The sequence below is a fragment of the Streptomyces sp. CC228A genome, assembly GCF_021390935.1.
Taxonomy (GTDB): domain Bacteria; phylum Actinomycetota; class Actinomycetes; order Streptomycetales; family Streptomycetaceae; genus Streptomyces.
In genome coordinates this window covers 725,732-747,552 of the sequence record NZ_JAJPUI010000002.1, presented here as the reverse complement: position 1 = coordinate 747,552, position 21,821 = coordinate 725,732, and the positions used below count along the sequence as shown (strand labels likewise).

At 71.9% G+C, this 21,821-nt stretch carries 21 protein-coding genes; 11 read left to right on the top strand and 10 right to left on the bottom strand.

From position 1 onward, the window contains the following. Positions 1–184 precede the first annotated feature (184 nt). Positions 185–805 (bottom strand): DUF402 domain-containing protein, encoded by a 621-nt coding sequence (locus L6E17_RS08650; RefSeq protein WP_236240410.1) that lies wholly within the window; start codon positions 803–805, stop codon positions 185–187. A 683-nt stretch (positions 806–1,488) separates the two neighbouring features. Next, positions 1,489–2,895: an aspartate ammonia-lyase gene (locus L6E17_RS08645; protein ID WP_236240156.1), complete on the bottom strand. Its 1,407-nt coding sequence runs from the start codon at positions 2,893–2,895 to the stop codon at positions 1,489–1,491. 104 nt (positions 2,896–2,999) lie between these two features. Here L6E17_RS08645 and L6E17_RS08640 point away from each other — a divergent pair, with 104 nt between their 5' ends. Then, a complete protein-coding gene (locus L6E17_RS08640; RefSeq protein WP_236240155.1) occupies positions 3,000–4,520 on the top strand; it encodes a ricin-type beta-trefoil lectin domain protein in 1,521 nt (506 codons plus the stop codon). Positions 4,521–4,830: 310 nt separating this feature from the next. Here L6E17_RS08640 and L6E17_RS08635 read toward each other — a convergent pair whose 3' ends face one another. Next, positions 4,831–6,534 (bottom strand): fumarate hydratase, encoded by a 1,704-nt coding sequence (locus L6E17_RS08635; RefSeq protein WP_236240154.1) that lies wholly within the window; start codon positions 6,532–6,534, stop codon positions 4,831–4,833. A 147-nt stretch (positions 6,535–6,681) separates the two neighbouring features. On the opposite strand from L6E17_RS08635, the gene L6E17_RS08630 reads away from it, so the two are divergent. Beyond that, a complete protein-coding gene (locus tag L6E17_RS08630; RefSeq protein WP_236240153.1) occupies positions 6,682–7,374 on the top strand; it encodes a DUF1707 domain-containing protein in 693 nt (230 codons plus the stop codon). A 163-nt stretch (positions 7,375–7,537) separates the two neighbouring features. Further along, a complete protein-coding gene (locus L6E17_RS08625; protein ID WP_371258706.1) occupies positions 7,538–7,915 on the top strand; it encodes a WhiB family transcriptional regulator in 378 nt (125 codons plus the stop codon). A gap of 162 nt (positions 7,916–8,077) precedes the next feature. Here L6E17_RS08625 and glpX read toward each other — a convergent pair whose 3' ends face one another. Continuing rightward, entirely contained in the window at positions 8,078–9,109 is a 1,032-nt protein-coding gene (glpX, locus tag L6E17_RS08620) for a class II fructose-bisphosphatase (RefSeq protein ID WP_236240152.1), read from the bottom strand. Between the two features lie 135 nt (positions 9,110–9,244). Here glpX and L6E17_RS08615 point away from each other — a divergent pair, with 135 nt between their 5' ends. Further along, entirely contained in the window at positions 9,245–9,865 is a 621-nt protein-coding gene (locus L6E17_RS08615; RefSeq protein WP_268985011.1) for a DUF4245 domain-containing protein, read from the top strand. Positions 9,866–10,445: 580 nt separating this feature from the next. Here the strand turns inward: L6E17_RS08615 and L6E17_RS08610 are convergent. The 3 genes from L6E17_RS08610 to xseA all read right to left on the bottom strand — a co-directional run bounded on the left by L6E17_RS08610 (position 10,446) and on the right by xseA (position 13,170). Further along, positions 10,446–11,036 (bottom strand): malonic semialdehyde reductase, encoded by a 591-nt coding sequence (locus tag L6E17_RS08610; protein WP_236240151.1) that lies wholly within the window; start codon positions 11,034–11,036, stop codon positions 10,446–10,448. 209 nt (positions 11,037–11,245) lie between these two features. Next, positions 11,246–11,518 (bottom strand): exodeoxyribonuclease VII small subunit, encoded by a 273-nt coding sequence (locus tag L6E17_RS08605; protein WP_236240150.1) that lies wholly within the window; start codon positions 11,516–11,518, stop codon positions 11,246–11,248. Between the two features lie 281 nt (positions 11,519–11,799). Beyond that, entirely contained in the window at positions 11,800–13,170 is a 1,371-nt protein-coding gene (xseA, locus tag L6E17_RS08600; RefSeq protein ID WP_236240149.1) for an exodeoxyribonuclease VII large subunit, read from the bottom strand. Positions 13,171–13,511: 341 nt separating this feature from the next. Between xseA and L6E17_RS08595 the strand changes: the two genes are divergently transcribed. Then, complete coding sequence (locus L6E17_RS08595; protein ID WP_236240148.1) at positions 13,512–14,507, top strand: 4-hydroxy-3-methylbut-2-enyl diphosphate reductase; 996 nt, start codon at positions 13,512–13,514, stop codon at positions 14,505–14,507. Between the two features lie 36 nt (positions 14,508–14,543). Continuing rightward, on the top strand, positions 14,544–15,290 hold the full coding sequence (ppgK, locus tag L6E17_RS08590; RefSeq protein ID WP_236240147.1) for a polyphosphate--glucose phosphotransferase: 747 nt from the start codon (positions 14,544–14,546) through the stop codon (positions 15,288–15,290). 202 nt (positions 15,291–15,492) lie between these two features. Here the strand turns inward: ppgK and L6E17_RS08585 are convergent, their stop codons facing one another. Beyond that, positions 15,493–15,897 carry a DUF6542 domain-containing protein gene (locus L6E17_RS08585; RefSeq protein ID WP_374109016.1) on the bottom strand — a complete coding sequence of 135 codons (405 nt, stop codon included), beginning with the start codon at positions 15,895–15,897 and terminating at the stop codon, positions 15,493–15,495. 417 nt (positions 15,898–16,314) lie between these two features. Between L6E17_RS08585 and ychF the strand changes: the two genes are divergently transcribed. From ychF to L6E17_RS08565, 4 genes are all read left to right on the top strand, one after another. Next, complete coding sequence (gene ychF, locus L6E17_RS08580) at positions 16,315–17,403, top strand: redox-regulated ATPase YchF (protein ID WP_236240146.1); 1,089 nt, start codon at positions 16,315–16,317, stop codon at positions 17,401–17,403. 365 nt (positions 17,404–17,768) lie between these two features. Beyond that, on the top strand, positions 17,769–17,975 hold the full coding sequence (locus L6E17_RS08575) for a hypothetical protein (RefSeq protein ID WP_236240145.1): 207 nt from the start codon (positions 17,769–17,771) through the stop codon (positions 17,973–17,975). Continuing rightward, on the top strand, positions 17,962–18,477 hold the full coding sequence (locus tag L6E17_RS08570) for a DUF6879 family protein (protein WP_236240144.1): 516 nt from the start codon (positions 17,962–17,964) through the stop codon (positions 18,475–18,477). The genes L6E17_RS08575 and L6E17_RS08570 overlap by 14 nt, the downstream gene beginning before the upstream one ends. Beyond that, entirely contained in the window at positions 18,474–19,235 is a 762-nt protein-coding gene (locus L6E17_RS08565) for a helix-turn-helix transcriptional regulator (protein WP_308315846.1), read from the top strand. The genes L6E17_RS08570 and L6E17_RS08565 overlap by 4 nt, the downstream gene beginning before the upstream one ends. Positions 19,236–19,333: 98 nt before the next feature. Here the strand turns inward: L6E17_RS08565 and L6E17_RS08560 are convergent, their stop codons facing one another. Continuing rightward, complete coding sequence (locus tag L6E17_RS08560) at positions 19,334–20,335, bottom strand: IS630 family transposase (protein ID WP_236240391.1); 1,002 nt, start codon at positions 20,333–20,335, stop codon at positions 19,334–19,336. Between the two features lie 593 nt (positions 20,336–20,928). Here L6E17_RS08560 and L6E17_RS08550 point away from each other — a divergent pair. Continuing rightward, complete coding sequence (locus L6E17_RS08550) at positions 20,929–21,150, top strand: hypothetical protein (protein ID WP_236240142.1); 222 nt, start codon at positions 20,929–20,931, stop codon at positions 21,148–21,150. A 100-nt stretch (positions 21,151–21,250) separates the two neighbouring features. On the opposite strand, the gene L6E17_RS08545 is transcribed toward L6E17_RS08550, so the two are convergent. Then, positions 21,251–21,769 (bottom strand): hypothetical protein, encoded by a 519-nt coding sequence (locus L6E17_RS08545; protein ID WP_236240141.1) that lies wholly within the window; start codon positions 21,767–21,769, stop codon positions 21,251–21,253. Between the last annotated feature and the right edge of the window lie 52 nt (positions 21,770–21,821).

Here is a 21,821-nt window from a genome sequence, read left to right as displayed (position 1 = left end):
GCCCTGTACAAGGGACGGCGGATCCGTGCTCACCTCGGGCACGGCTCCACCCCCTCGTAGGTGACTAACGGTCAGTTCGGGTCCTGTGCTCGGTCGTTGCTCCTGGAGCGGACCGCGGTGCGCGGCGGCGGGTACCCGGCGGAGGACGATCCTACGGTTACCCCCCAGGGGCGCATCAAGGGTCTCATGGAGCCGTGCGCGCCGGGGCGCGATCCCAGTCGGCGGGCAGCTCCGGCACGGACCAGCCCGGGTCGGGCCGCCAGTGCTCCCAGCCGTCCGCGAAGGGCGCGCCCCAGGCGCGGATCACCGCCACGGCTGCCGCGCCCGCGGCCCGTACCCGGTCCGCCTGCTCGGCGTCCATGAGGCCGGTGCGCTGCGCCTGGGCGAACTCGTCCTCGTCCCGCCACAGCCAGCTGCGGTCCGGGAAGACGGAGATGTCGAGGAAGTGGTCCTCGGAGTCCACCCCGCCGGACCACCGCACGCGCGGCGCTTCCAGGTTGACGTACCAGCTCCGGAACACCCAGTCGGGGTCCCAGAACAGCCACACGGACCACGGGTCCTCCGGACGCGCCAGCTTCAGGACGCCCATTCCGGTCCAGAGCGCCCGGGTGGTGGTGCGGGGCGCGGTGTACCGGGTGGCGAGCGGCTCCTCGTGCACGGGGGTGCCGTCCAGCAGCACGGGCTTGACGCACTCGGTGCCGGGGGCCATCCAGACGGCGAGCAGGTCAGCGGTGTCCTGGACGACGGTGACGGGCCGGCAGATGTGGACGTGCCCGTCGCCGTTGTCGCGGTACCGCCACAGGATCCGGTCGCCGGGCGCCCACCGCGCGACGCCTTCCCGCTCCGCGCGACCGGCGGCGGCCCCGCCTACGGCGGCGGCCGTGCCCGCAGCCGCGCCGGGGAAGGGGCCGTCACCGCCGCGGGCGGTGACCCCGCGGAGGAAGCGGCCGCCGCGGTGGAGCAGCCGGCGGGGGCGACGACGCGGTGGAGGAGGACCCCGCGGCAGGCGTCGGGGCCGAGGCGGAGGGCACGGCGGCGGAGGCGGCCCCCGTGGCCGTCCCCGCCGCGGCGGATGCCCCCGGGCCCGCGTGCCCCGGCCCTGCTTCGCCGGTGCGCGCCCCGCGCCCGGTCTCCGCGGGCCGTTCCGCCGCGCCGCCCGCGTCCGGGACGGCGTCCGCGTCCCGGGAGGCCGCCCGGTCCTCGTGCCGTACGGCGTCCGCGTCCCTGGCCGCCGCTTCGTCCGTGTCCCGTACGGCGCCTGCGCCGCGCCCCGTGTGCGGGACCGCCCGCCGGGTCCGGTCGCCCGGCGCGGGCGGGCCCGCGGGTTGCGCGGCGCGGGGGAGCGGGTCGCGGTGCGCGGTGCCGCCCGCGGCCGGTTCCGTACCTGGGTCTGCTGCCGTCCCTGCCCCTGTCGTCTCCGCTGTCATGCGCAGATCTTAGGGGCGGCCCGGCCCGTACGTCCGCGACTCCGGTCACCGTCCGGCCTGGTCACGGGCGGGTCATCCGCAGCACGTCGAGGGCCTCGTCGAGCTGCTCCAGGGTGAGGTCGCCGCGCTCCACGTACCCCGACTCCAGCACCACCTGGCGGATCGTCTTGCGCTCGGCCAGCGACCGCTTCGCCACCTTGGCGGCCTCCTCGTAGCCGATGTACCGGTTGAGGGGCGTGACGACGGACGGCGACGACTCGGCGTACTCCCGCGCCCGTTCGACGTTGGCGGTGATCCCGTCGACCGTGCGGTCCGCCAGCAGCCGCGACGCGCGCGCGAGGAGGCGTACGGACTCCAGCAGGTTCTTCGCCATGACGGGGAGCATCACGTTCAGCTCGAAGTTCCCGGCCGCGCCCGCCACGGCCACGGTCGTGTCGTTGCCGGTGACCTGCGCGGCCACCATCAGGACGGCTTCCGGGACGACCGGGTTCACCTTGCCCGGCATGATCGACGAGCCGGGCTGGAGGTCGGGGAGGTTGATCTCGGCGAGGCCGGTGCGCGGGCCGGACGCCATCCACCGCAGATCGTTGGCGATCTTGGTGAGGGACACGGCGATCGTGCGGAGCTGCCCCGAGGTCTCGACGAGCGCGTCCCGGGCGCCCTGGGCCTCGAAGTGGTCGCGCGCCTCCGTCAGGGGCAGGCCGGTGATCCGGGCGACCTCGGTGATGACGGCGGCGGCGAACCCGGGCGGTGTGTTGATGCCGGTGCCCACCGCCGTACCGCCCAGCGGCAGTTCGGCCAGGCGGGGCAGGGACGCCCGCAGCCGCTCCACGCCGTGGCGCACCTGCGCCGCGTAGCCGCCGAACTCCTGGCCGAGCGTCACCGGTGTGGCGTCCATCAGATGCGTACGCCCCGACTTGACGACGTCCGCGAACTCGGCCGATTTCCGCCCCAGCGACATGGCCAGATGCTCCAGTGCCGGGATCAGGTCCTTGGTCACGGCCGCGGTCGCCGCGACGTGGATGGAGGAGGGGAAGACGTCGTTCGACGACTGGGAGGCGTTCACGTGGTCGTTGGGGTGGACGGGCCGCCCCAGCCGCTCGCTCGCCAGCGTGGCCAGCACCTCGTTCATGTTCATGTTGGACGAGGTGCCGGACCCGGTCTGGAACACGTCGACGGGGAAGTGGTCGTCCCAGCGGCCCTCCGCCACCTCGCCCGCCGCCTCCCGCACCGCGTGCGCGAGGTCCGCGTCCAGCACGCCGAGCTCGGCGTTCACGCGGGCGGCCGCCGCCTTGATGCGGGCCAGGGCCGCGATGTGGGCGCGCTCCAGCCGCAGCCCGGACAGCGGGAAGTTCTCCACGGCCCGCTGGGTCTGGGCCCGCCACTTGGCGTGGGCGGGGACCCGCACCTCCCCCATGGAGTCCTTCTCGATCCGGTGGTTCCCCGGCTGCTCACTCGCTTCGGTCATGGCCCAACCTCCTGCTCGGAACGAGCACTTGTCTTGTTCCTTCTATTCCCAAGTGCGTTACCAGCCAGTAAAAACCGTGGGTAACCCCACTTCCAGGAGGCGCAATGGCGCGCACCAGACTGAGACTCGGATGGCCGGTCGCCGCGGTCGCCGCGCTCGCGGCCGTACTCGGCGGGACGACCGCTCCCGCCGCGGCGGACGACGTCACCCGACGCACCCTCACCTCCACTCCGCTGCCCGCCCCGCTGGAGGCCATGCGCGCGGCCGAGGCCACCGCCCTCTACGGCAGCCCCGAGGAACGCCCGTTCGACGAGCGCAAGAGCGCGCTGATCTCCCTCGGCGACAGCGAGATCAGCGGCGAGGGCGTCGGCACGTACGAGCCCGGCACCGACGGCCCCGACAACTGGTGCCACCGCTCGCCCGACGCCGCCATCCACCGCACCGGGATCCCCGCCGACGTCACGTACAACGTCGCCTGCTCCGGAGCGTCCACCGCCAACATCCGGATCGGCGGCTCCCCGCAGTACGCCGACGAACTCGTCCAGAGCGACAGCCTCGCCGTCAAGGCCCGCAACACCCGCATCTCGATGGTGCTGCTGGTCGCCGGCGCCAACGACGACCTCCAGTTCGGCCCCGCCATGACGGACTGCGTCACGCGCTACGTCCTGCTCCAGGGCCCCTGCGAGCCGAAGTACGCGCCGGGCTGGCAGTCCCGCGTCGACGCCCTCGTCCCCAAGGTCGAGCAGACCGTGCGCGACCTGCGCACCGTGATGCGCGACGCCGGGTACGCCGACGGCGACTACAAGCTCGTGGTGATGAGCTACCCCAGCCCGATCGGCCCGGACTTCCGCGACAACCCCCGCTTCCCCGGCAAGCTGTCCTGCGGCGGCCTGGGCTACGACTCCGACACCGTCTGGGGCCGCAACACGGCCGTACCGGCCTTCGAACGCGGCGTCCGCCGGGCCGCGGCCGCCACCGGTGCGACGTACCTGGACGCCTCCCGGCTCTTCCACGGCCGCGAGGTCTGCATGGAGGAGACCTGGGCGCGGGGCCTGTTCGTCGACGTGTCGAAGTTCCCCTGGGACGAGAACTCCGTCCGCCAGTCCTTCCACCCCAACAAGGCAGGCCACGGGGCCTTCGCGGCGTGCCTGACCCAGCTGTACGCCGCCGGGGTGCGCGAGGCGGGCTGCGCCGACCCGGCGTCCACCGGTGAGCCGGTGCTGTGGCCGGGGGCCTGGGACGACAAGTTCACCCCGCTGAAGAACGCCGCCACCGGCGCCTGCGCGGACGTCTCCGGCGCCACCACCCGCAACGGCACGGCCGTGCTCGGCTGGGACTGCCACGGCGGCCGCAACCAGGACTGGTGGCACGACACCGAGCGCGGCTCCCTGCACACCGCGCTCACCCACGACCGGTGCCTGGACGTGCCGGGCGCCCGGTACGAGGCCGGCGCGGCACTCGTCGTGTGGGACTGCTCGGGCGCGGCGCACCAGAAGTTCGTCCGGGTCGACGGCACGCTGCGACCGGCGGCCGCCCGCGACCTGTGTGTGACGCACGCGGCGGCCAGGGAACCGCTGAGGCTCCAGCCCTGCACGCCGGGCGCGGCGCACCAGCGCTTCGCCTGACCGGGCCCGCCCGGCAGCACCGCACCATGGGGAAGGGCCCCGGCCGCCGAGGAGGCGGCCGGGGCCCTTCAGGTCTCGGGAGCGGGCAGGCCCGGGTGGTCCGGGGGCAGCGACCGGGTCGACCGGGGGCCGCCGGGCCGGGCTCGCGGGTGTCCGGTAGCGGAGCCGAACCGCTCGGGGGCGTCCCCGCACGCACCCGCCGCCCCGCCGTGCACGCGCCCGCGCAGAGCGCCGACCGCGGGCCCGGCCCCGGTCGGCCGGGGGTCGCCAATCCGGGCCTTGAGGCCCTGCGGACGGGAACCGGCCGGGGTCAGGCCAGGCCGGGGCCCCGCACGGGGATCGACGTGAACGTCGGCTGCGAGGGCGCCGGGTCGCGGAAGAAGTCGTTGCCCTTGTCGTCGACCACGATGAACGCCGGGAAGTCCTCGACCTCGATCTTCCAGACGGCCTCCATGCCGAGCTCCTCGTACTCGACGACCTCGACCTTCTTGATGCAGTCCTGCGCCAGGCGGGCCGCAGGGCCGCCGATGGAGCCCAGGTAGAAGCCGCCGTGCGCGGCGCACGCGTCGGTGACCTGCTGGGAGCGGTTGCCCTTGGCCAGCATGACCTTGGAGCCGCCGGCCGCCTGGAACTGCTCGACGTACGAGTCCATGCGGCCCGCCGTCGTGGGGCCGAAGGAGCCGGACGCGTACCCCTCGGGGGTCTTGGCGGGACCGGCGTAGTAGACCGGGTGGTCCTTCAGGTACTGCGGCATCTCCTCGCCTGCGTCGAGCCGCTCCTTGATCTTGGCGTGCGCGATGTCGCGGGCCACGACCAGCGGGCCGGACAGCGACAGCCGGGTCTTGACCGGGTGCCTGGACAGCTCGGCGAGGATCTCGTCCATCGGCTGGTTCAGGTCGATCTTCACGACGTCCTGTCCGGCAGCGGCTTCTGCGACGCCCGCGCCGGAGCCGGCGGCGAGCTCGGCTTCCGTGGTGTCGGGCAGGAAGCGCGCCGGGTCGGTCTCCAGCTGCTCCAGGAAGACGCCCTCGGCGGTGATCTTCGCGACGGCCTGGCGGTCCGCGGAGCAGGACACGGCGATGGCCACCGGGCAGGAGGCGCCGTGCCGGGGCAGGCGGACGACCCGCACGTCGTGGCAGAAGTACTTGCCGCCGAACTGCGCGCCGATGCCGATCTTCTGCGTCAGCTCGAAGACCTTCTCCTCCAGCTCCTTGTCCCGGAAGCCGTGGCCGAGGACCGAGCCCTCCTCCGGCAGCTCGTCCAGGTAGTGCGCGGAGGCGTACTTCGCGGTCTTCAGCGCGTACTCGGCGGACGTGCCGCCGACGACGATCGCCAGGTGGTACGGCGGGCACGCGGCCGTGCCGAGGGAGCGGATCTTCTCCTCCAGGAACCTCATCATGGAGGCTTCGTTGAGGACCGCCTTCGTCTCCTGGTAGAGGAACGACTTGTTGGCCGAGCCGCCGCCCTTGGCCATGAACAGGAACTTGTACGCGCCGCCGTCCGTGGCGTACAGCTCGATCTGGGCGGGGAGGTTGGAGCCGGTGTTCTTCTCCTCCCACATCGTGAGCGGGGCCATCTGCGAGTAGCGCAGGTTCAGCTGCGTGTACGCGTCGTGGATGCCGCGCGACAGGGCCTTCTCGTCCTCGCCCTCCGTCAGCACGTGCTGGCCGCGCTTGCCCATGACGATCGCGGTGCCGGTGTCCTGGCACATCGGGAGCACGCCCGCGGCCGCGATGTTGGCGTTCTTCAGCAGGTCGAGCGCGACGAACTTGTCGTTGGACGACGCCTCGGGATCGTCGATGATCTTGCGGAGCTGGGCCAGGTGGGCCGGGCGCAGGTAGTGCTGGATGTCGTGGATCGCCTCGGCGGCCAGCTTGCGCAGCGCCTCCGGCTCCACCTTGAGGAACGTCCGCCCACCGGCCTCGAAGGTGGACACACCCTCCTTGGTCACCAGGCGGTACGGCGTGGTGTCCTCTCCCAGCGGGAGCAGATCGGTGTACGCAAACTCGGGCATGACGGCTATTCCTCACTCGGCGGACAGCGGCGCGGCCTCCCTTGGCGGCGCGTCCACCAGCGTAGAGGCCCCGCGGCGGGCGAAGTCTGTGAGGTAAGGCTCATCCCGCACTAGTCGCGATCTATCGCGTTTCGCTACGCTGAGCCGGTGGACCTTGAGAAGCAGCCCCAGCAGCCGTCCGCCCCCGTGCCGGACGCGGCCTCCATGCGTGCCTCGGACGCCGACCGCGACCGGATCGCGCACATCCTCCGCGAAGCCCTGGCCGAGGGGCGGCTCGATGCCGACGAGCACGCGGAACGCATCGACGCCGTCTACCGCGCCAAGACCATGGGCGAACTGGAGCCCCTCGTCGGAGACTTGCCCGCCGCGGCGGGCGGCCGCGCCCCCGCGGCCGCTGCGGCCGCGCACGGGCAGGGCGCCGACTGGACCGCCGGTGCGGGCGGCGAGGGGGAAGCGGAGAAGCTCGTCGCCGTCTTCTCCTCCCACACGCGCCGCGGGCGGCGCCGCATCGGCCCCTCGACCCGCGCGTTCGCCCTCTTCGGCAGCGTCGAGATCGACCTGACCGAGGCCGTCTTCACCCAGCGGCTCACCACCATCCAGGCCACGGCCGTCTTCGGCAGCGTCGAGGTCCGCGTCCCGGAGAACATCTCCCTGCGCGGCAGCGGCACCGGCGTCTTCGGCGACTTCGACGTACGGGCCCTGGAAGCCCCCGACCCGGAAGCCCCCCTCGTGGTCGTCGACGGATACGCGGTCTTCGGCAGCATCGAGGCCAAGCCGAAGCGCGGCAAGCGGGTCACCGACATCCTCCACGACAAACTGCGCAAGCACCTGGGCCACTGACCGGCCCGCACCGGCCCGCCCGCCACTCGTACCGTCGAAATCCGGCCGACCACCGGCGCGCCCTCTGGAACCCCGCGCCACGCAGTGCATAGGCGTGCGCACAGCGGGTAGGGCTTGCTGCATCGTCTCCCTCGCTCGCGTAAGCCGTCGTCAGGAGTAGACCGTGCCGCTGCAACTGCCGCATCAGCCCCTCCAGATCGCCGCCGTCCCGTCCCCGCGCGTCCCGGCCCGCGAGGACGAGGCAGGCCCCTGGCACACCGAGGCGGTGTGCCGCCGCGACGAGGCGGGGCTGTTCTTCGCACCGTCGAAGGAGCCCACGGCCGCCCGGCTGGCACGGGAGGAGGCCGCCAAGCGGGTCTGCGCCCGCTGCCCGGTCATGGTCGAGTGCCGCGAGCACGCCCTGCTGCAGCCCGAGCCGTACGGCGTGTGGGGCGGCCTGACGGCGGCCGAGCGCCGTGTCGTGCTCGCCCGCCGCCGGCGCCGCGACATGGAACTGAAGAAGGCCGCCTCGACGGACCGGCGCATCGCCGCCGCGGGCTGACCCGTCCGCCGCGGCACCACCGGCCGGCGACAGGGCAGCAGACAGCGGACGCGACGGCGGCGGACGCGGGGCCGAGCCCCCGCCCGCACGAGAAGGGGCGCTCCCACCGCACTGGGAGCGCCCCTCTTCGTCACCCGGTCACCCGACCGCCCTGCCGCGGTCTCACTTCGCGCGGTCGAAGTCGATCTGGCTGTACGCGCGCAGCTTCGACAGGCGGTGCGTCGAGTCGATCTGCCGGATGGTGCCCGACTTCGACCGCATGACGAGGGACTGCGTGGTGGCGGTCTCCGAGCGGTAGCGCACCCCGCGCAGCAGCTCGCCGTCCGTGATGCCGGTGGCGACGAAGAACACGTTGTCGCCGCCGACCAGGTCGTTCGTGGTCAGCACACGGTCCAGGTCGTGGCCCGCGTCGAGGGCGCGCTGACGCTCCTCCTCGTCCTTCGGCCACAGCTTGCCCTGGATGACGCCGCCCAGGCACTTGATCGCACAGGCGCTGATGATGCCTTCGGGCGTGCCGCCGATGCCCATCAGCAGGTCCACACCGGTGCCCTCGCGGACCGCCATCACGGAGCCGGCGACGTCGCCGTCCGAGATGAACCTGATCCGGGCGCCGGTCTCGCGGATCTCCTTCACGATGCCCTCGTGGCGCGGACGGTCCAGAATGACGACCGTGACGTCCTCGGGCGCCGAGTTCTTCGCCTTCGCGACCCGGCGGATGTTGACCGACACGGGCGCGTTGATGTCCACGTAGTCGGCCGCCTCGGGGCCGGTGACCAGCTTGTCCATGTAGAAGACCGCGGACGGGTCGAACATGGTGCCGCGGTCCGCGGCGGCGAGCACGGCGATCGCGTTGGGCATGCCCTTCGCGGTGAGCGTCGTCCCGTCGATCGGGTCGACGGCGATGTCGCACTCGGCGCCGGTCCCGTCACCGATGCGCTCGCCGTTGAACAGCATCGGCGCCTCGTCCTTTTCGCCCTCGCCGATGACGACGACGCCGTTCATCGACACGGTGGAGACGAGGGTGCGCATGGCGCGGACGGCTGCCCCGTCGGCGCCGTTCTTGTCACCGCGGCCGACCCAGCGGCCGGCCGCCATGGCGGCCGCCTCGGTGACCCGGACCAGTTCCAGGGCGAGGTTGCGGTCGGGGGCCTCGGGGGAGACCTCGAGTTCGGACGGCAGATGGTGCTCGGTCATCGGAGCGCACCTTTCTGTACGGCGACGGCCGGTGGTGAAGAGGGTGCTGTGACTCTATCGCCAGGTCGACAAACTGAGCAGAGGGCCCCACGGATGAGCACGCCCCCCTGATGCGACCATAGGGGCGTGGCAGGCATGCAAGGCAAGCAGACAGTGCGCGGGATGTTCCAGTCGATGGCGGTCATCTGCGCCGCCGCGGCGGTGATCTACCTCTTCGTCCCGCACGACGAGAACGCCGACCCGCTCAAGGCGGTGGACTACAGCGTCGAGATCGTGACCGCCCAGCGGGCCGCGCCCTACCCGGTCGCCGCCCCCGAGGGGCTGCCGGAGGGCTGGCGGGCCACCTCCGTCTCGTTCCGGCGCGAGGAGGGCCACGCCTGGCACCTCGGGTACCTGACGCCGGAGCGCGAGTACGTGGCCGTCGAGCAGTCGACCGCCGACCCGAAGCGCTACATCGGGGACGTCAGCCACGGCGCGGAGGCCACCGGCGAGACGCAGCAGGTGGGCGGCCGCGCCTGGGAGCGCTGGGAGGGCGACAAGTACGACGCGCTGGTGCTGCGGGACAAGGGCGCCACCACCGTCGTGCTGGGCACGGCGCCGTTCGAACAGCTCGGCATGATGGCCGCGGCGCTCACGTCCGCACAGCCCGCGCCCAGCGGGGCGCCGGGTTCGGCGCCGAGCGCTGCGCCCAGCGGGGCGCCGGGTTCCGCGCCGCCGAGCGCTGCGCCGAGCGCGTCGGCGACGGCTGACGGCTGACGGCTGACGGCTGACGGCTGGCGGCTGGCGGCTGGCCTGTCGCCTGATGCCTGCGCCTGCTGTCTGATGCCTGGTGGTTGACGCATGGCGGTGGCGCGGCGGGCGGCGTGACCTGCGGCCGTCGAGCGGCGGGCGGCGTGACCTGGGGCCCGGCGTGGCGTACGGCCCGGGGTGGCCTACGGCCCGGGGCGGCGGGTGGCGGCCGACTGGCGTACGGCGCGCGTACGGCTGGCGGCTGACGTGCGGCAGCGGACCAGTGTCGGGCGGCGGCGCGGCTGACGTACGGCCCGGGGTGGCGGGTGGCGCGGCTGGCGTACGGCGGGCGGCTGACGTGCGGCAGCGGACCAGTCGGGCGGCGGCGCGGCTGACGTACGGCGGCGGACCGGCGGCCCGGCGGCCCGGGTCTGACATACGGCCGGTGGACCGGCGGCGGGGCGGTCGGGCGGACGAGCGCGTGGTCGACGCCCTGGCGCGGCCGCGGTCCTCGGACGGCGGGCCCCTCGTCCACGAACCGGCGGAGACGACGACGACCCCGGGTGCCTTGGGGGGAAGGCGCCCGGGGCCGTCGGCTGCGGGGAGGTCAGACGGTGGTGACGACCTCGTCGTAGGCCAGGCGGGGCGACCGCGGGTACGCGGCGTTCTCGCCGGGCCTGCCGATGTTGACGATCATCAGCGGGGTGTGGTCGTCGTCCAGGAACGCCTTCTGGACGCCCGCGAAGTCGAAGCCGGTCATCGGCCCGGCGGCGAGGCCGGCGGCGCGGACGCCGAGGATGAAGTAGGCGGCCTGCAGCGCGGCGTTCATGCCGGCGGAGCCCTCACGCGCCGGGCGCTCGGCGAAGAACAGGTCCTTGGCCTGTGGGAACGCCGGGAAGAGCCTCGGCAGCTCCTGGTGGAACTCGTTGTCCGCCGCGAGGATCGCGGTGAGCGGCGCGGTCGCGGTCTTGGCCTGGTTGCCCTCTGCCATCAGCGGGACGAGGCGCTCGCGGGCCTCCGCCGAGCGGACCAGGACGATGCGCAGCGGCGTCTGGTTGAACGCGGTCGGGCCGTACTTGATCAGGTCGTAGATCGCCTGGACCTGCTCCTCGGTCACCGGCTCGTCGGCGAAGGCGTGGGCGGTGCGGGCCTCGCGGAAGAGGAGGTCCTGGGCGGCGGGGTCAAGGACGAGAGACATGGGGGAACGTACCTTCCGGCAGAGCGGTGATCCTGCGATGCCTCCACCGTACGGGCTGTTAGGTGAATGTTCAACTAAACCGGGGGTGTGACGGGTCACGGGCCGGTGCGCCGACCGAGCCCCAGGGGGATGCGGACGCGCCGCCGCGCCCGGCTCCGGAGGGCCGGTGGGCCGTGCCGGCAGGGTGGTGAACCGGCTGGTCCCGGACGCTAGTCCGCGGGCCCGTCGGCGTCCTCGTGCTCCGACGCCAGCGCCGCGTCCAGCCGTGCACGCGCGCCCTCCAGCCAGTGGCGGCACACCCTTGCGAGCTCCTCGCCCCGCTCCCAGAGGGCGAGCGACTCCTCCAGCGTGGTGCCGCCCGCCTCCAGGCGCCGCACGACCTCGATCAGCTCGTCGCGCGCCTGCTCGTATCCCAGCGTCGTGGTCCCGGAGAGGTCGGGGGCGCCCACCCCGTCCGCCCTGTCCGTCGTGTTGGCCGTCATGCCGTCCACCCTACGGGCGGGCGCCGACAACACTGCCGCGCACGCCGTGACGACCACGCCCCTTCCCTCTTCCTCGCGACGCGGCGTCCCGCCTCCGCGTCAGCCTCACCCGCGTCAGCCGGCCCCCGTCACCCAGTCCCGCGTCGGTCCACCCGACCCCGGGCCGTGCCCCATCCGCCTCGCGCCGCGCCCCGGGCCCGGTGCCCGCCCTACGCGCCGGCTTGGGCGTCCGCCCGCGCGCCGGGCTCGGTGTCCGCCCTACGCGCCGGGCCGGCATCCGCCTACGCTCCGGACCGCTCGGCCCCGCCCTTGCCCGTGCTGCTCTCGCCGGTGCTGCCCTTGCCCGTGCTGCTCTCGCCCGTGCTGCTCTCTCCCGGACCGTCACCACCCGGGCCGTCACCGCCCGTGCTGCTCTCGCCCGTGCCGTCACCGCCCGGGCCGTCCTCGTCCACGCGGTGCACCGCGAACTCGCCCGCCGCCACCCGGGCCCGCAGCCGCTCGCCCGCCGCCACGTCCTCCGGGGCCCGCACCACCGCGCCGTCCGCCCGCTGCAGCACGGCGTACCCGCGCTGGAGGGTCGCCGCCGGCGACAGGGCCACCACGCGCGCGTGAGTATGGACCAGCTCGGAATCCGCCCGGTCCAGCACATGCCCCAGCACCCGGCGCCCGCGCGCGAGCAGCGCCTCGACCTGCGCCTCCCGCTCCTCCACCATCCGCTGCGGGTGCTCCATCACCGGCCGGGCCAGCGCATGCGCCAGCCCGCGCTCCTCGCGCTCCAGCAGCCCCCGTACGCAGCGCAGCGCCCGCTCCCGCAGCTGCCGCACCCGCTGCAACTCCTCGCCCACGTCCGGGACGACCTTCTTGGCCGCGTCCGTCGGGGTGGCGGCCCGCAGGTCCGCCACGAGGTCCAGCAGCGGGGAGTCCGGCTCGTGGCCGATCGCCGACACCACGGGCGTACGGCACGCCGCCACCGCCCGTACGAGCTCCTCGTCCGAGAACGGCAGCAGGTCCTCCACGCTGCCGCCGCCCCGCGCCACGATGATCACGTCCACCTGCGGCAGCGCGTCCAGCTCCTGGACGGCCCGCACCACCTGCGGCACCGCGTGGACGCCCTGCACGGCCACGTTCCGCACCTCGAACCGCACGGCGGGCCAGCGGCGCCGCGCCACCTCCAGCACGTCGCGCTCGGCCGCCGACGCCCGCCCGCACACCAGCCCGACCAGCTGCGGGAGGAAGGGCACCGGCCGCTTCCGCTCGGCCGCGAACAGCCCCTCCGCCGCCAGCGTCCGCTTCAGCCGCTCCAACCGCGCCAGCAGCTCCCCGATGCCGACCGGCCTTATCTCCGCGGCCCGCAGCGACAACTGGCCGCGCGGCGCGTACCACTCCGGCTTCGCGTGCACGACGACCCGCGCCCCCTCGGCCACCACGTCGGCCACCGCGTCGAACACCTGCCGGTAGCAGGTCACGCTCACCGAGATGTCGTACGACGGGTCGCGCAGCGTCATGAACACCACCCCGGCGCCGGGCCGCCGCGACAACTGAGTGATCTGGCCCTCCACCCAGACGGCCCCGAGCCGGTCGACCCACCCCCCGATGAGCCGCGACACCTCTCCGACGGGCAGGGGAGCTTCGGCAGACGTAGACAGAGGCATGGAGCGAGCGTACGCGCCACCGCTGACACCGCCCCCGCCCACGACGGTCATCCGCCGCGGTCCGCCCCCGCCGACGCCCGTCACCCGCCCCGCGGCCCGCCCCTGTCCACGCCCGCCACCCGCCCCGTCACCCGCCCCCGCACGACCGCCACCCGTCCCCGCGGCCCGCCACCCGCGCCCGCGCGCCGGCGGGGCCCGCCGCGGACATGGGGCCCGCCTCCTCACTGCCGCCGGTCGCCGCGCGGCCGCCCGCCGGGTCGAACACCCGTGTGCAGGTCCCGCGGTCGGGGCGACCCGCCCCGCCCGGCGGCGGATCTTCTCCTTCCGCGCCCACCCTTACGATGGGGGGCATGACTCCTACGCCTCCTGCCCGCCGGGTCCTCCTCGCCGCTCCCCGCGGTTACTGCGCGGGCGTGGACCGTGCCGTGATCGCCGTGGAGAAGGCGCTGGAGCAGTACGGCGCGCCCGTCTACGTCCGCCACGAGATCGTCCACAACAAGTACGTCGTGCAGACCCTGGAGCGGAAGGGCGCGATCTTCGTCGAGCAGACCGCGGAGGTGCCGCCCGGCTCCATCGTGATGTTCTCGGCGCACGGGGTCGCCCCCACCGTCCACGAGGAGGCCAAGGAGGGCCGCCTCGCCACGATCGACGCCACGTGCCCGCTGGTGACCAAGGTCCACAAGGAAGCCATCCGGTACGCGAACGAGGACTTCGACATCCTCCTGATCGGCCACGAGGGCCACGAGGAGGTCATCGGCACCTCCGGCGAGGCCCCCGACCACATCCAGCTCGTCGACGGCCCCGGCGATGTCGAGAAGGTCGAGGTCCGCGACCCCTCCAAGGTGGTCTGGCTGTCGCAGACGACGCTCTCCGTCGACGAGACGATGGAGACCGTCGACGCGCTGAAGGAGAAGTTCCCGCTCCTGGTGTCGCCGCCGAGCGACGACATCTGCTACGCCACCCAGAACCGCCAGCTGGCCGTGAAGCAGATGGGCGCGGAAGCCGACCTGGTCATCGTCGTCGGCTCCCGCAACTCGTCCAACTCCGTGCGCCTCGTCGAGGTCGCCAAGCTGGCCGGCGCCAAGGAGGCGTACCTGGTCGACTTCGCGGAGGAGATCGACGAGGCGTGGCTCGACGGCGTGGCGACGGTCGGCGTGACCTCGGGCGCGTCCGTGCCGGAGGTGCTCGTCGAAGGCGTCCTGGAGTGGCTGGCGCAGCGCGGCTTCGAGGACGTCGAGATCGTCAAGGCCGCGGAGGAGTCGATCGTCTTCTCCCTGCCGAAGGAGCTGCGCCGCGACCTGCGCGCGGAGGCCGCTGCCCTGGCGGAGCAGCAGTAGCCCACGGCGGCATGTGATCCCCGTAACGTGGTGTCCATGAACGTCTTCGGAGTGGACATCGGCGGGTCGGGGATCAAAGGCGCTCCCGTGGACCTCGACCGCGGCGATCTGGCGGAGCCCCGCCACAAGGTACTGACCCCGCAGCCCGCGACGCCCTCGGACGTCGCGGGCTGCGTCGCCGAGGTCGTGGGGCACTTCGGCTGGTCCGGCCCCGTGGGGGTGACGTTCCCCGGCGTGGTGACGGGCCGGTCCACCATCCGCACCGCCGCGAACATGGACGCGTCCTGGATCGACGTCGACGCGGCGGCGCTGCTGACCGACCGGTTGGGCGGCCTGCCGGTGACCGTGCTGAACGACGCCGACGCGGCGGGCGTGGCGGAGATGACCCACGGCGCGGGCCGGGGCCGCACAGGCACCGTCATCGTGCTCACCTTCGGTACGGGCATCGGCAGCGCCCTCTTCGTCGACGGCAGGCTGGTCCCCAACACGGAGCTGGGCCACCTGGAGCTGAACGGCAAGGAGGCCGAGCGCCACGCCTCGACGAAGGCCAAGGAGGACAAGGACCTGAGCTGGCAGGAGTGGGCCCACCGGGTCCGCAAGTACCTCGCCCACCTGGAGATGCTGTTCTCGCCGGAGCTGTTCATCGTGGGCGGCGGGGTGAGCCGCAAGGCCGAGAAGTTCCTGCCGCTGATCAAGAACGTACGGGCGGAGATCGTCCCGGCCGCCCTGCAGAACAACGCGGGCATCGTCGGCGCCGCCATGTCGGCGGCAGCGGCCCGCTGACCTCCGCCCCGCCGGCCGGCCCGCCACCCCACCGGAGCCGGGTCCGTCCGAGGGCGGGGCGGTGACGGCGGGGGCGGGGCGCATGCGCCAGGGGAGCTGCCAGAGCACAAGGGCCCACCGGCCTACCAGAGCACAAGGGCCTACCGGCCTACCAGAGCGCAAGGGCCTACCGGCCTGCCGCGCCACTGCGGCCGGGCCGGGGTCAGCCGGCGCGCCGCTGGGCCGCGGCCCTTGCCTGCTGCCGCCGCCCCATGTGCCGTACCTTCCGTACGCACGTGAGGGTCCCGGCCACCAGCGTCCCTCCGTACAACCACCCGGCCTGCACCGCGAGGGCGGTGACGACGGCCATGGTGTGCCCGCCGATCCCGCCCTCACCGCCCGCGATGGGCACCACCCCGACGGCGAAGGCGATGGGCACGCTGATGGGCGCGGTCACGAGGTCGGCGGCCCGCACCCACAGCGCGGTCAGGGCGCTGACCGGCAGGAAGAGCAGCCCGTACACCAGGGGCGAGCCGTTCAGGAGCAGCAGGTCCAGGCAGCCGATCACCAGCATGGCGGCGGATGCGAAGAGTCCCGCGCCGAGGCCGGTGAGCCGGGGGTTCGGCAACCGCCGCACCGCCCGGACCAGTGCCGTGACCGGTGGCAGGGCGCGGCCCGCCGACCGTTTCGGGCGGCCGGCCGCAGGAGTGTCGGGCCGGGGGCGGGGGCGCCCCGCGAGGGCAGGACGGGGGACGGCGGCCGCGCGGAGGACTGCTGCGGCCGTACGGGAGGCTGCGGCCGGGCCGCCGGGGACTGCGGCCGCCGCGGGCGTCGAGGGGGACTGCTCCTTTGCTGCTCCACGGGGACAACGTAGGCCGGGAGGGGTCCGAAAACCGGTACGAGACACGCCTTTGGGATGAGCTTGGCGCAAAGTCCCCGGGAAGCCGCAGGGGAGCGCCGGGGCCCCGCCCGTGGTACGGGTGCGGCGCCGCGCCCGTAGACTGGGGGGTCGGCCCCGTCTCCCACCTCCCAGGAAGTCGCCAACGTGTCGCTCACGATCGGAATCGTCGGTCTGCCCAATGTCGGCAAGTCGACCCTGTTCAACGCCCTGACCAAGAACGACGTGCTGGCGGCCAACTACCCGTTCGCCACGATCGAGCCCAACGTCGGCGTGGTGGGCGTGCCCGACACCCGGCTCCAGAAGCTCGCGGAGATCTTCAGCTCGCAGCGCGTCCTGCCGGCGACGGTCGACTTCGTCGACATCGCGGGCATCGTGCGCGGCGCGAGCGAGGGCGAGGGCCTGGGCAACAAGTTCCTCGCCAACATCCGCGAGTCGGACGCGATCTGCCAGGTCATCCGCGCCTTCAAGGACGAGAACGTCGTGCACGTCGACGGCAAGGTCTCGCCGAAGGACGACATCGAGACGATCAACACCGAGCTGATCCTCGCCGACCTCCAGACCATCGAGAAGGTCCTCCCTCGCCTCCAGAAGGAGTCCCGGATCAAGAAGGACGTCGCGCCGAAGGTGGCGGCGGTCGAGGCCGCGAAGGAGATCCTGGAGCGCGGCGACACCCTGTTCTCGCAGGGCATCGTGCAGGGCAGCGAGCAGACCGCCCTCCTTCACGACCTGCACCTCCTCACCACCAAGCCGTTCCTGTACGTCTTCAACGTCGACGAGGAGGAGCTGACGGACGAGGCGTTCAAGGACGAGCAGCGCGCGCTGGTCGCCCCCGCCGAGGCGATCTTCCTCAACGCGAAGCTGGAGGCGGACCTGGCCGAGCTGGACGAGGAGGACGCCCTGGAGCTCCTCCAGTCCGTGGGCGCCGAGGAGCCCGGCCTGGCGACCCTGGCCCGCGTCGGCTTCGACACCCTGGGCCTCCAGACGTACCTGACGGCCGGCCCGAAGGAAGCCCGCGCCTGGACCATCAAGAAGGGCGCCACGGCCCCCGAGGCGGCCGGTGTGATCCACACCGACTTCCAGAAGGGCTTCATCAAGGCCGAGGTCATCTCCTTCGACGACCTCGTCGCCACAGGCTCCGTGGCCGACGCCCGCGCCGCCGGCAAGGCCCGCATGGAGGGCAAGGACTACGTGATGCAGGACGGCGACGTGGTGGAGTTCCGCTTCAACGTGTGACGGCTGAACCCCGGATCGGTTGAACCGCTGATCGGAACAGGAAACCCCAGTTCAGGGGCCAGATCGCAAGGTCTGGCCCCTTCCTGTTTTCCCCGGCTGTTTCAGGCTGTTTCCTGGCCCTGTGTTGACTTGGTGCTGACGCGCTGGCACGGCTGGAAGCGCCTGTGACCTGGCCTTCTCCGGATACTGGTCGGCTCGGCTTCCCGGCTGGCGCCGCAGGCGCGAGGGACCGCCTCTGACGGGCCTCTCGCGACCTCTTTATGCAAGAACGTGCATAGTCGCCAAAGTGTATAGACCCGTCCTCTGCGGCCCTCGTACGGTCGTCCTGAACGGCTCCACTGGGAGCCGCGGACAGGGGAGTGGATATGTCCGAACGTGCAGAGCTGACCCGACTGACCGGCAACGGGAACGGCGAGTGCGGCGAGGACGACTGCCCGAACGTGTACCGCACCGAGCGGGGAACGTTCATCGTCCAGGGCGACGTGTCCGATGCCTTCGCGCCACCGCAGGGGGAGGGGCTGGTCGAGATTCCGGAAAGTGTTCTTCGGGAGGCGTTCCGTGCTCTTGGATAGTGAGGAGTGGCGGGCGACGCTCCGAGAATTCCAGTCGGAAGCGTGGCGGCTGGAGATCTTGCCGCAGTACCTCGTCCCCCAGGAAGCGGAGGAACTCGAAGCGTTCCGGGCCGGTAAGCGAGTCGACCCGCGTACTTACTCGTCCGCGTATACCGAGAATCTGAAGCGGATACGAGGGGAGGGGAAGCGAAAGGGGCGAGTGCACATCGTGGCCCGTCCGCTTTCCGAGTATCTGCGGTTCGAGTTCTCGCGATACTACGCCCCGCACGTACTGGCTGGCGAGGACGTCCGAATCCTCGACGTAACGGACCGGGAGAACCCCCTGCTTGAAGTCCAGGACTTCTGGATGTTCGACCGTTCGAGGGTCGTCCTCATGCACTACGAGGAAGACGGAACGCAGATCGGCCGGGAGCTGTACGAGGGCGACCCGGCGTCGTTCATCGAATACCAGCGGGTCGCGATCGCCGAGTCGGTGCCGTTCCTGGAGTACGTGAACGAGTGACGTTCGAGCCCGAGCAGCTCGGCCAGTCCGGTCAGGAACTGGCCTCGATGCTCCGAGAGCTGCGTAAGCAAGCCGGACTCTCCGGGGTTCGGCTCGCCGCGCGCTGCAACATGTCGCAGTCCAAGGTGAGCCGCATCGAGAACGGCAAGGTGCGGCCGTCCCTGGTCGACGTCGAGCAGATCCTCCGAGCCCTCGACGCACCACCGAGCATGGTCGCCGAGGTCTCGGCACTCGCCAGGATGGCCAACACGGAGTGGAGGAACCTGCGGGAGCTGCGCCGTAAAAGGCTCGGAACGAGGCAAGCGGAGCTGAAGGCGCTCGAAGCGTCCTCGACGCACATGCGGTACTTCCTGCTCTCGATGGTTACCGGCCTGCTGGCCACCCCGGAATATGTGCGGGCGAGCCTCGCTCACTCCCCGGCGGACACGAGCAAAGCGATAGCGGGAAAACTGGAGAGGCAGGCCGTCCTCTACGACACGTCGAAGCAGTTCACGTTCGTCCTCACCGAGCAGGCGGTCCGCTGGCCGGTCGTTTCTCCACTGGCGCTGGCTGAGCAGATGGACCGCCTGGCCTCGCTCACCTACTTGCCGAACGTGCGTATCGGAGTGATCCCGATGGGGACTCCTACTCCCACGAACCCGCTGAACACCTTCACCGTCTATGACGCATCGCTGGTCACCATCGAGACCTCGGCGGGCAGTCTCGTGCTGCGCGACGGCCGAGACATCCGGAGCTATCTGAAGGAGTTCTCCGGGTAAGAGGAATCCGCCCTGTTCGGTGAGGCGGCCAGAGCGAAGCTTGCCGAGTGGTCGGCTGCCTGCCGTTCTTGATCTTTACCCCACAACGCGACTATTGATCAGAAACTCATGGGGTTCTCGTCCATGACGTAGCGGACGTGTGGGCCACCGAAGTAGCCGCGGACGATGTGCGGCTGACGCTGACGCCTGCGGAAGAAGCGGCGGGTTTCGGCAGCGAGTTCGGCCTGGTCGCGGGCCCGGTGCTGCTTGGGCAGGCTGTGCTTGAGGTCGGCGTTGACCAGCTCGTCGGGGTTCAGCTCGGGCGAGTACGGGGGCAGGAAGTGCAGCTCTACATCATCGGGGTGGGCGGCGAGCCAGTCGCGGACCTTCTTCGAGCGGTGCGCGGAGTGACCGTCGACCACGAGGTGGACCTTGTGGTCGAAGTGGCCGGCGAGCCGGCCCAGGAAGCGGCACATCACTTCGGCGGTGAAGGACTCGGTGAAGACCATGAAGTGCATCCGGCCCTTGGTGCTGATCGCCGACATCGCGTTCACGGAGAACCGGTTCCCGCTCCGCCGCACGACGGGCGTCTTCCCCTTCTCACCCCAGGTGCGGCCGGTGACCTGGTCGGATCGGATGCCGACCTGGTCGGCGAAGAGGATCTCGCCGCCGTCTTTCTTCGCCTGCACGCGGATCTTCGGCCAGGTCTCTTCATGCCAGCGCCGGACGGCCTCGGGGTCCTGCTCGACGGCCCGCTTGTCCGGGCGCTGGAAGGACAGCCCCCATCGCTTCAAATACTTGCCCACCCCCACCTCGGTCAGCCGCACCCGGTACAGCTTCGCGATCAGCTCGCCCACCAGCCGCCGTGTCCACAGCTGACCGGAAAGCCCCACGTCACACGGCCGGTGGTCCAGGACCGCCTGCCGCACCGCGGCCTGCTCGGCCTCCCCGAGCACCTGGTGCACACCGACCGGCTTACCCCGAGGACGCATGACCAGGGCCTCCCGACCACCGGCCTGCCACTTCGCCCACCAGCCGTCGACCGCCTTCAGCGACACCCCGAACACTGCCGCCACGTCCTCGCGGTCCCGCCCCGCCATCAGAGCGGCCACCGCCCGCAGCCGCAGGGCCTCCTGCGCCGACGGCGACAGATGCCGCGCGTCCCCCACCAGATCGCTCACACCCACCCAACGACCCAGAACCCAAACCGTTTCTGATCAATAAAGCGTGAACAGACGCAGATCCCGCGGAAGTATCGCTGCCGCACAGGAAGTCGGCGGAAGGTCGTGCAGTGAGTACAAGGAATACGACGATGGCGGGGCCGGTGAACTTGGCGCTTCCCCTCCCACCTCCGGAGCCGGCTCCGGGGTGCGATGTGTGCGAGGCGCTGGTCAAGCAACGACAGGAAGCGCGGGACAGGGGAGACCTGCCGGCGGCGACAGACGCCGACGTCGAGATCCGCAACCACCCGCACCGGACGCGGAGGCGCTGAAGCGGTGGACATGCGGACATGGCGAGACGCCCGCACGAGAGCCGTTGAGGCGGCAGAGGCTCTCCGGTCGGCACTGGCGGCCCTCGGCCTTCCCGAGAGCGTCTGGGGGTCTGTTCGCCCCACAGTCACCCACAAGGGCGCTGCGTACGTACACGTGGGCATGGTGCGCGCGGAGGCCGCGGAGCGGATCGCGGAAGCTGTGAGGACCACGGGAAACCCTCGATGACCCGCTCCGTCCTGCGGTACGTGACGCACCGGATCACACAGCACCCGGACACGGACGTCACGTACGAGGCTGAGTGTCTGCGGTGCGACTGGAAGGCCGGGCCTTCGGAGGACGGGGCAGCCGTCGACCTGGAGTGCATGCGGCACACCGGCAGGGCCGGGCACCAGAGCTTCCGGCGGGTCTGTGCATCCCTCGCCCTCGTCGTGCGGGCTGAGTAGCGGCGACCTGTCCATCTGGACACGGCGCGTCGACCCAGGCAGGCAAGAGCCCCCGCGTCCTGCGCGGTTGAGACGCGTGACGCGAGGGCCTATGACGTGACTACTCCGAGGCGCGAGCAGTGCGCAGGCGGGCGTGAAGCGTTTGCCGGGAGATGCCTGTCATACGAGCAAGGGCAGCGATGTTGACTTCGACTCCCAGCCCCTCCATGTGCAGCACTTGGTCCACGACGCTGTCGACGGTTCCGTTACGCATCGCGTTGGCCATAGCCCACTCGCACGCGTGGCCTTGCAGGAAGTCGATACGGTGCTCCAAGTGCGGGTCGCGATCCCCGTGCGTCAGCAACTCATCAGCCGAAACCCGCTCCACCTGATCGAGGAGCTTGCGTGCCTCCTCTGGGTCCTTCCCGAGGAGCCAGGCCATGGCTATGGCGGACCAGCGGCGTCCCTTGAGGCGTTCGTGTATCTCGGCTCTCTGCGTGGACCGGACCGCAGCTTGGCGTTCCCTCTCGGCCTGGGCTTCGTCGCCCCGCGCGTCATACTGCGCGGCCTTTCGATAGTGGTCGCCGGCGGCGACCCGGAGTTCTTCCGCTCGTCGAGCGAGGTGGGTGTCATCAAACATGGGCACATGTAAAGACCTTGTCCGGTTATCAGTCAAGTTCTTTACATGCCCC

Excerpts from the sequence above, each read along its gene's own strand:
- L6E17_RS08645 (WP_236240156.1), bottom strand. The coding sequence starts at position 2,895 with ATGACCGAAGCGAGTGAGCAGCCGGGGAACCACCGGATCGAGAAGGAC.
- L6E17_RS08640 (WP_236240155.1), top strand. The coding sequence starts at position 3,000 with ATGGCGCGCACCAGACTGAGACTCGGATGGCCGGTCGCCGCGGTCGCC.
- L6E17_RS08635 (WP_236240154.1), bottom strand. The coding sequence starts at position 6,534 with ATGCCCGAGTTTGCGTACACCGATCTGCTCCCGCTGGGAGAGGACACC.
- glpX (WP_236240152.1), bottom strand. The coding sequence starts at position 9,109 with ATGACCGAGCACCATCTGCCGTCCGAACTCGAGGTCTCCCCCGAGGCC.
- L6E17_RS08615 (WP_268985011.1), top strand. The coding sequence starts at position 9,245 with ATGCAAGGCAAGCAGACAGTGCGCGGGATGTTCCAGTCGATGGCGGTC.
- L6E17_RS08610 (WP_236240151.1), bottom strand. The coding sequence starts at position 11,036 with ATGTCTCTCGTCCTTGACCCCGCCGCCCAGGACCTCCTCTTCCGCGAG.
- L6E17_RS08605 (WP_236240150.1), bottom strand. The coding sequence starts at position 11,518 with ATGACGGCCAACACGACGGACAGGGCGGACGGGGTGGGCGCCCCCGAC.
- xseA (WP_236240149.1), bottom strand. The coding sequence starts at position 13,170 with ATGCCTCTGTCTACGTCTGCCGAAGCTCCCCTGCCCGTCGGAGAGGTG.
- L6E17_RS08595 (WP_236240148.1), top strand. The coding sequence starts at position 13,512 with ATGGGGGGCATGACTCCTACGCCTCCTGCCCGCCGGGTCCTCCTCGCC.
- ppgK (WP_236240147.1), top strand. The coding sequence starts at position 14,544 with ATGAACGTCTTCGGAGTGGACATCGGCGGGTCGGGGATCAAAGGCGCT.
- L6E17_RS08575 (WP_236240145.1), top strand. The coding sequence starts at position 17,769 with ATGTCCGAACGTGCAGAGCTGACCCGACTGACCGGCAACGGGAACGGC.
- L6E17_RS08550 (WP_236240142.1), top strand. The coding sequence starts at position 20,929 with ATGACCCGCTCCGTCCTGCGGTACGTGACGCACCGGATCACACAGCAC.
- L6E17_RS08545 (WP_236240141.1), bottom strand. The coding sequence starts at position 21,769 with ATGTTTGATGACACCCACCTCGCTCGACGAGCGGAAGAACTCCGGGTC.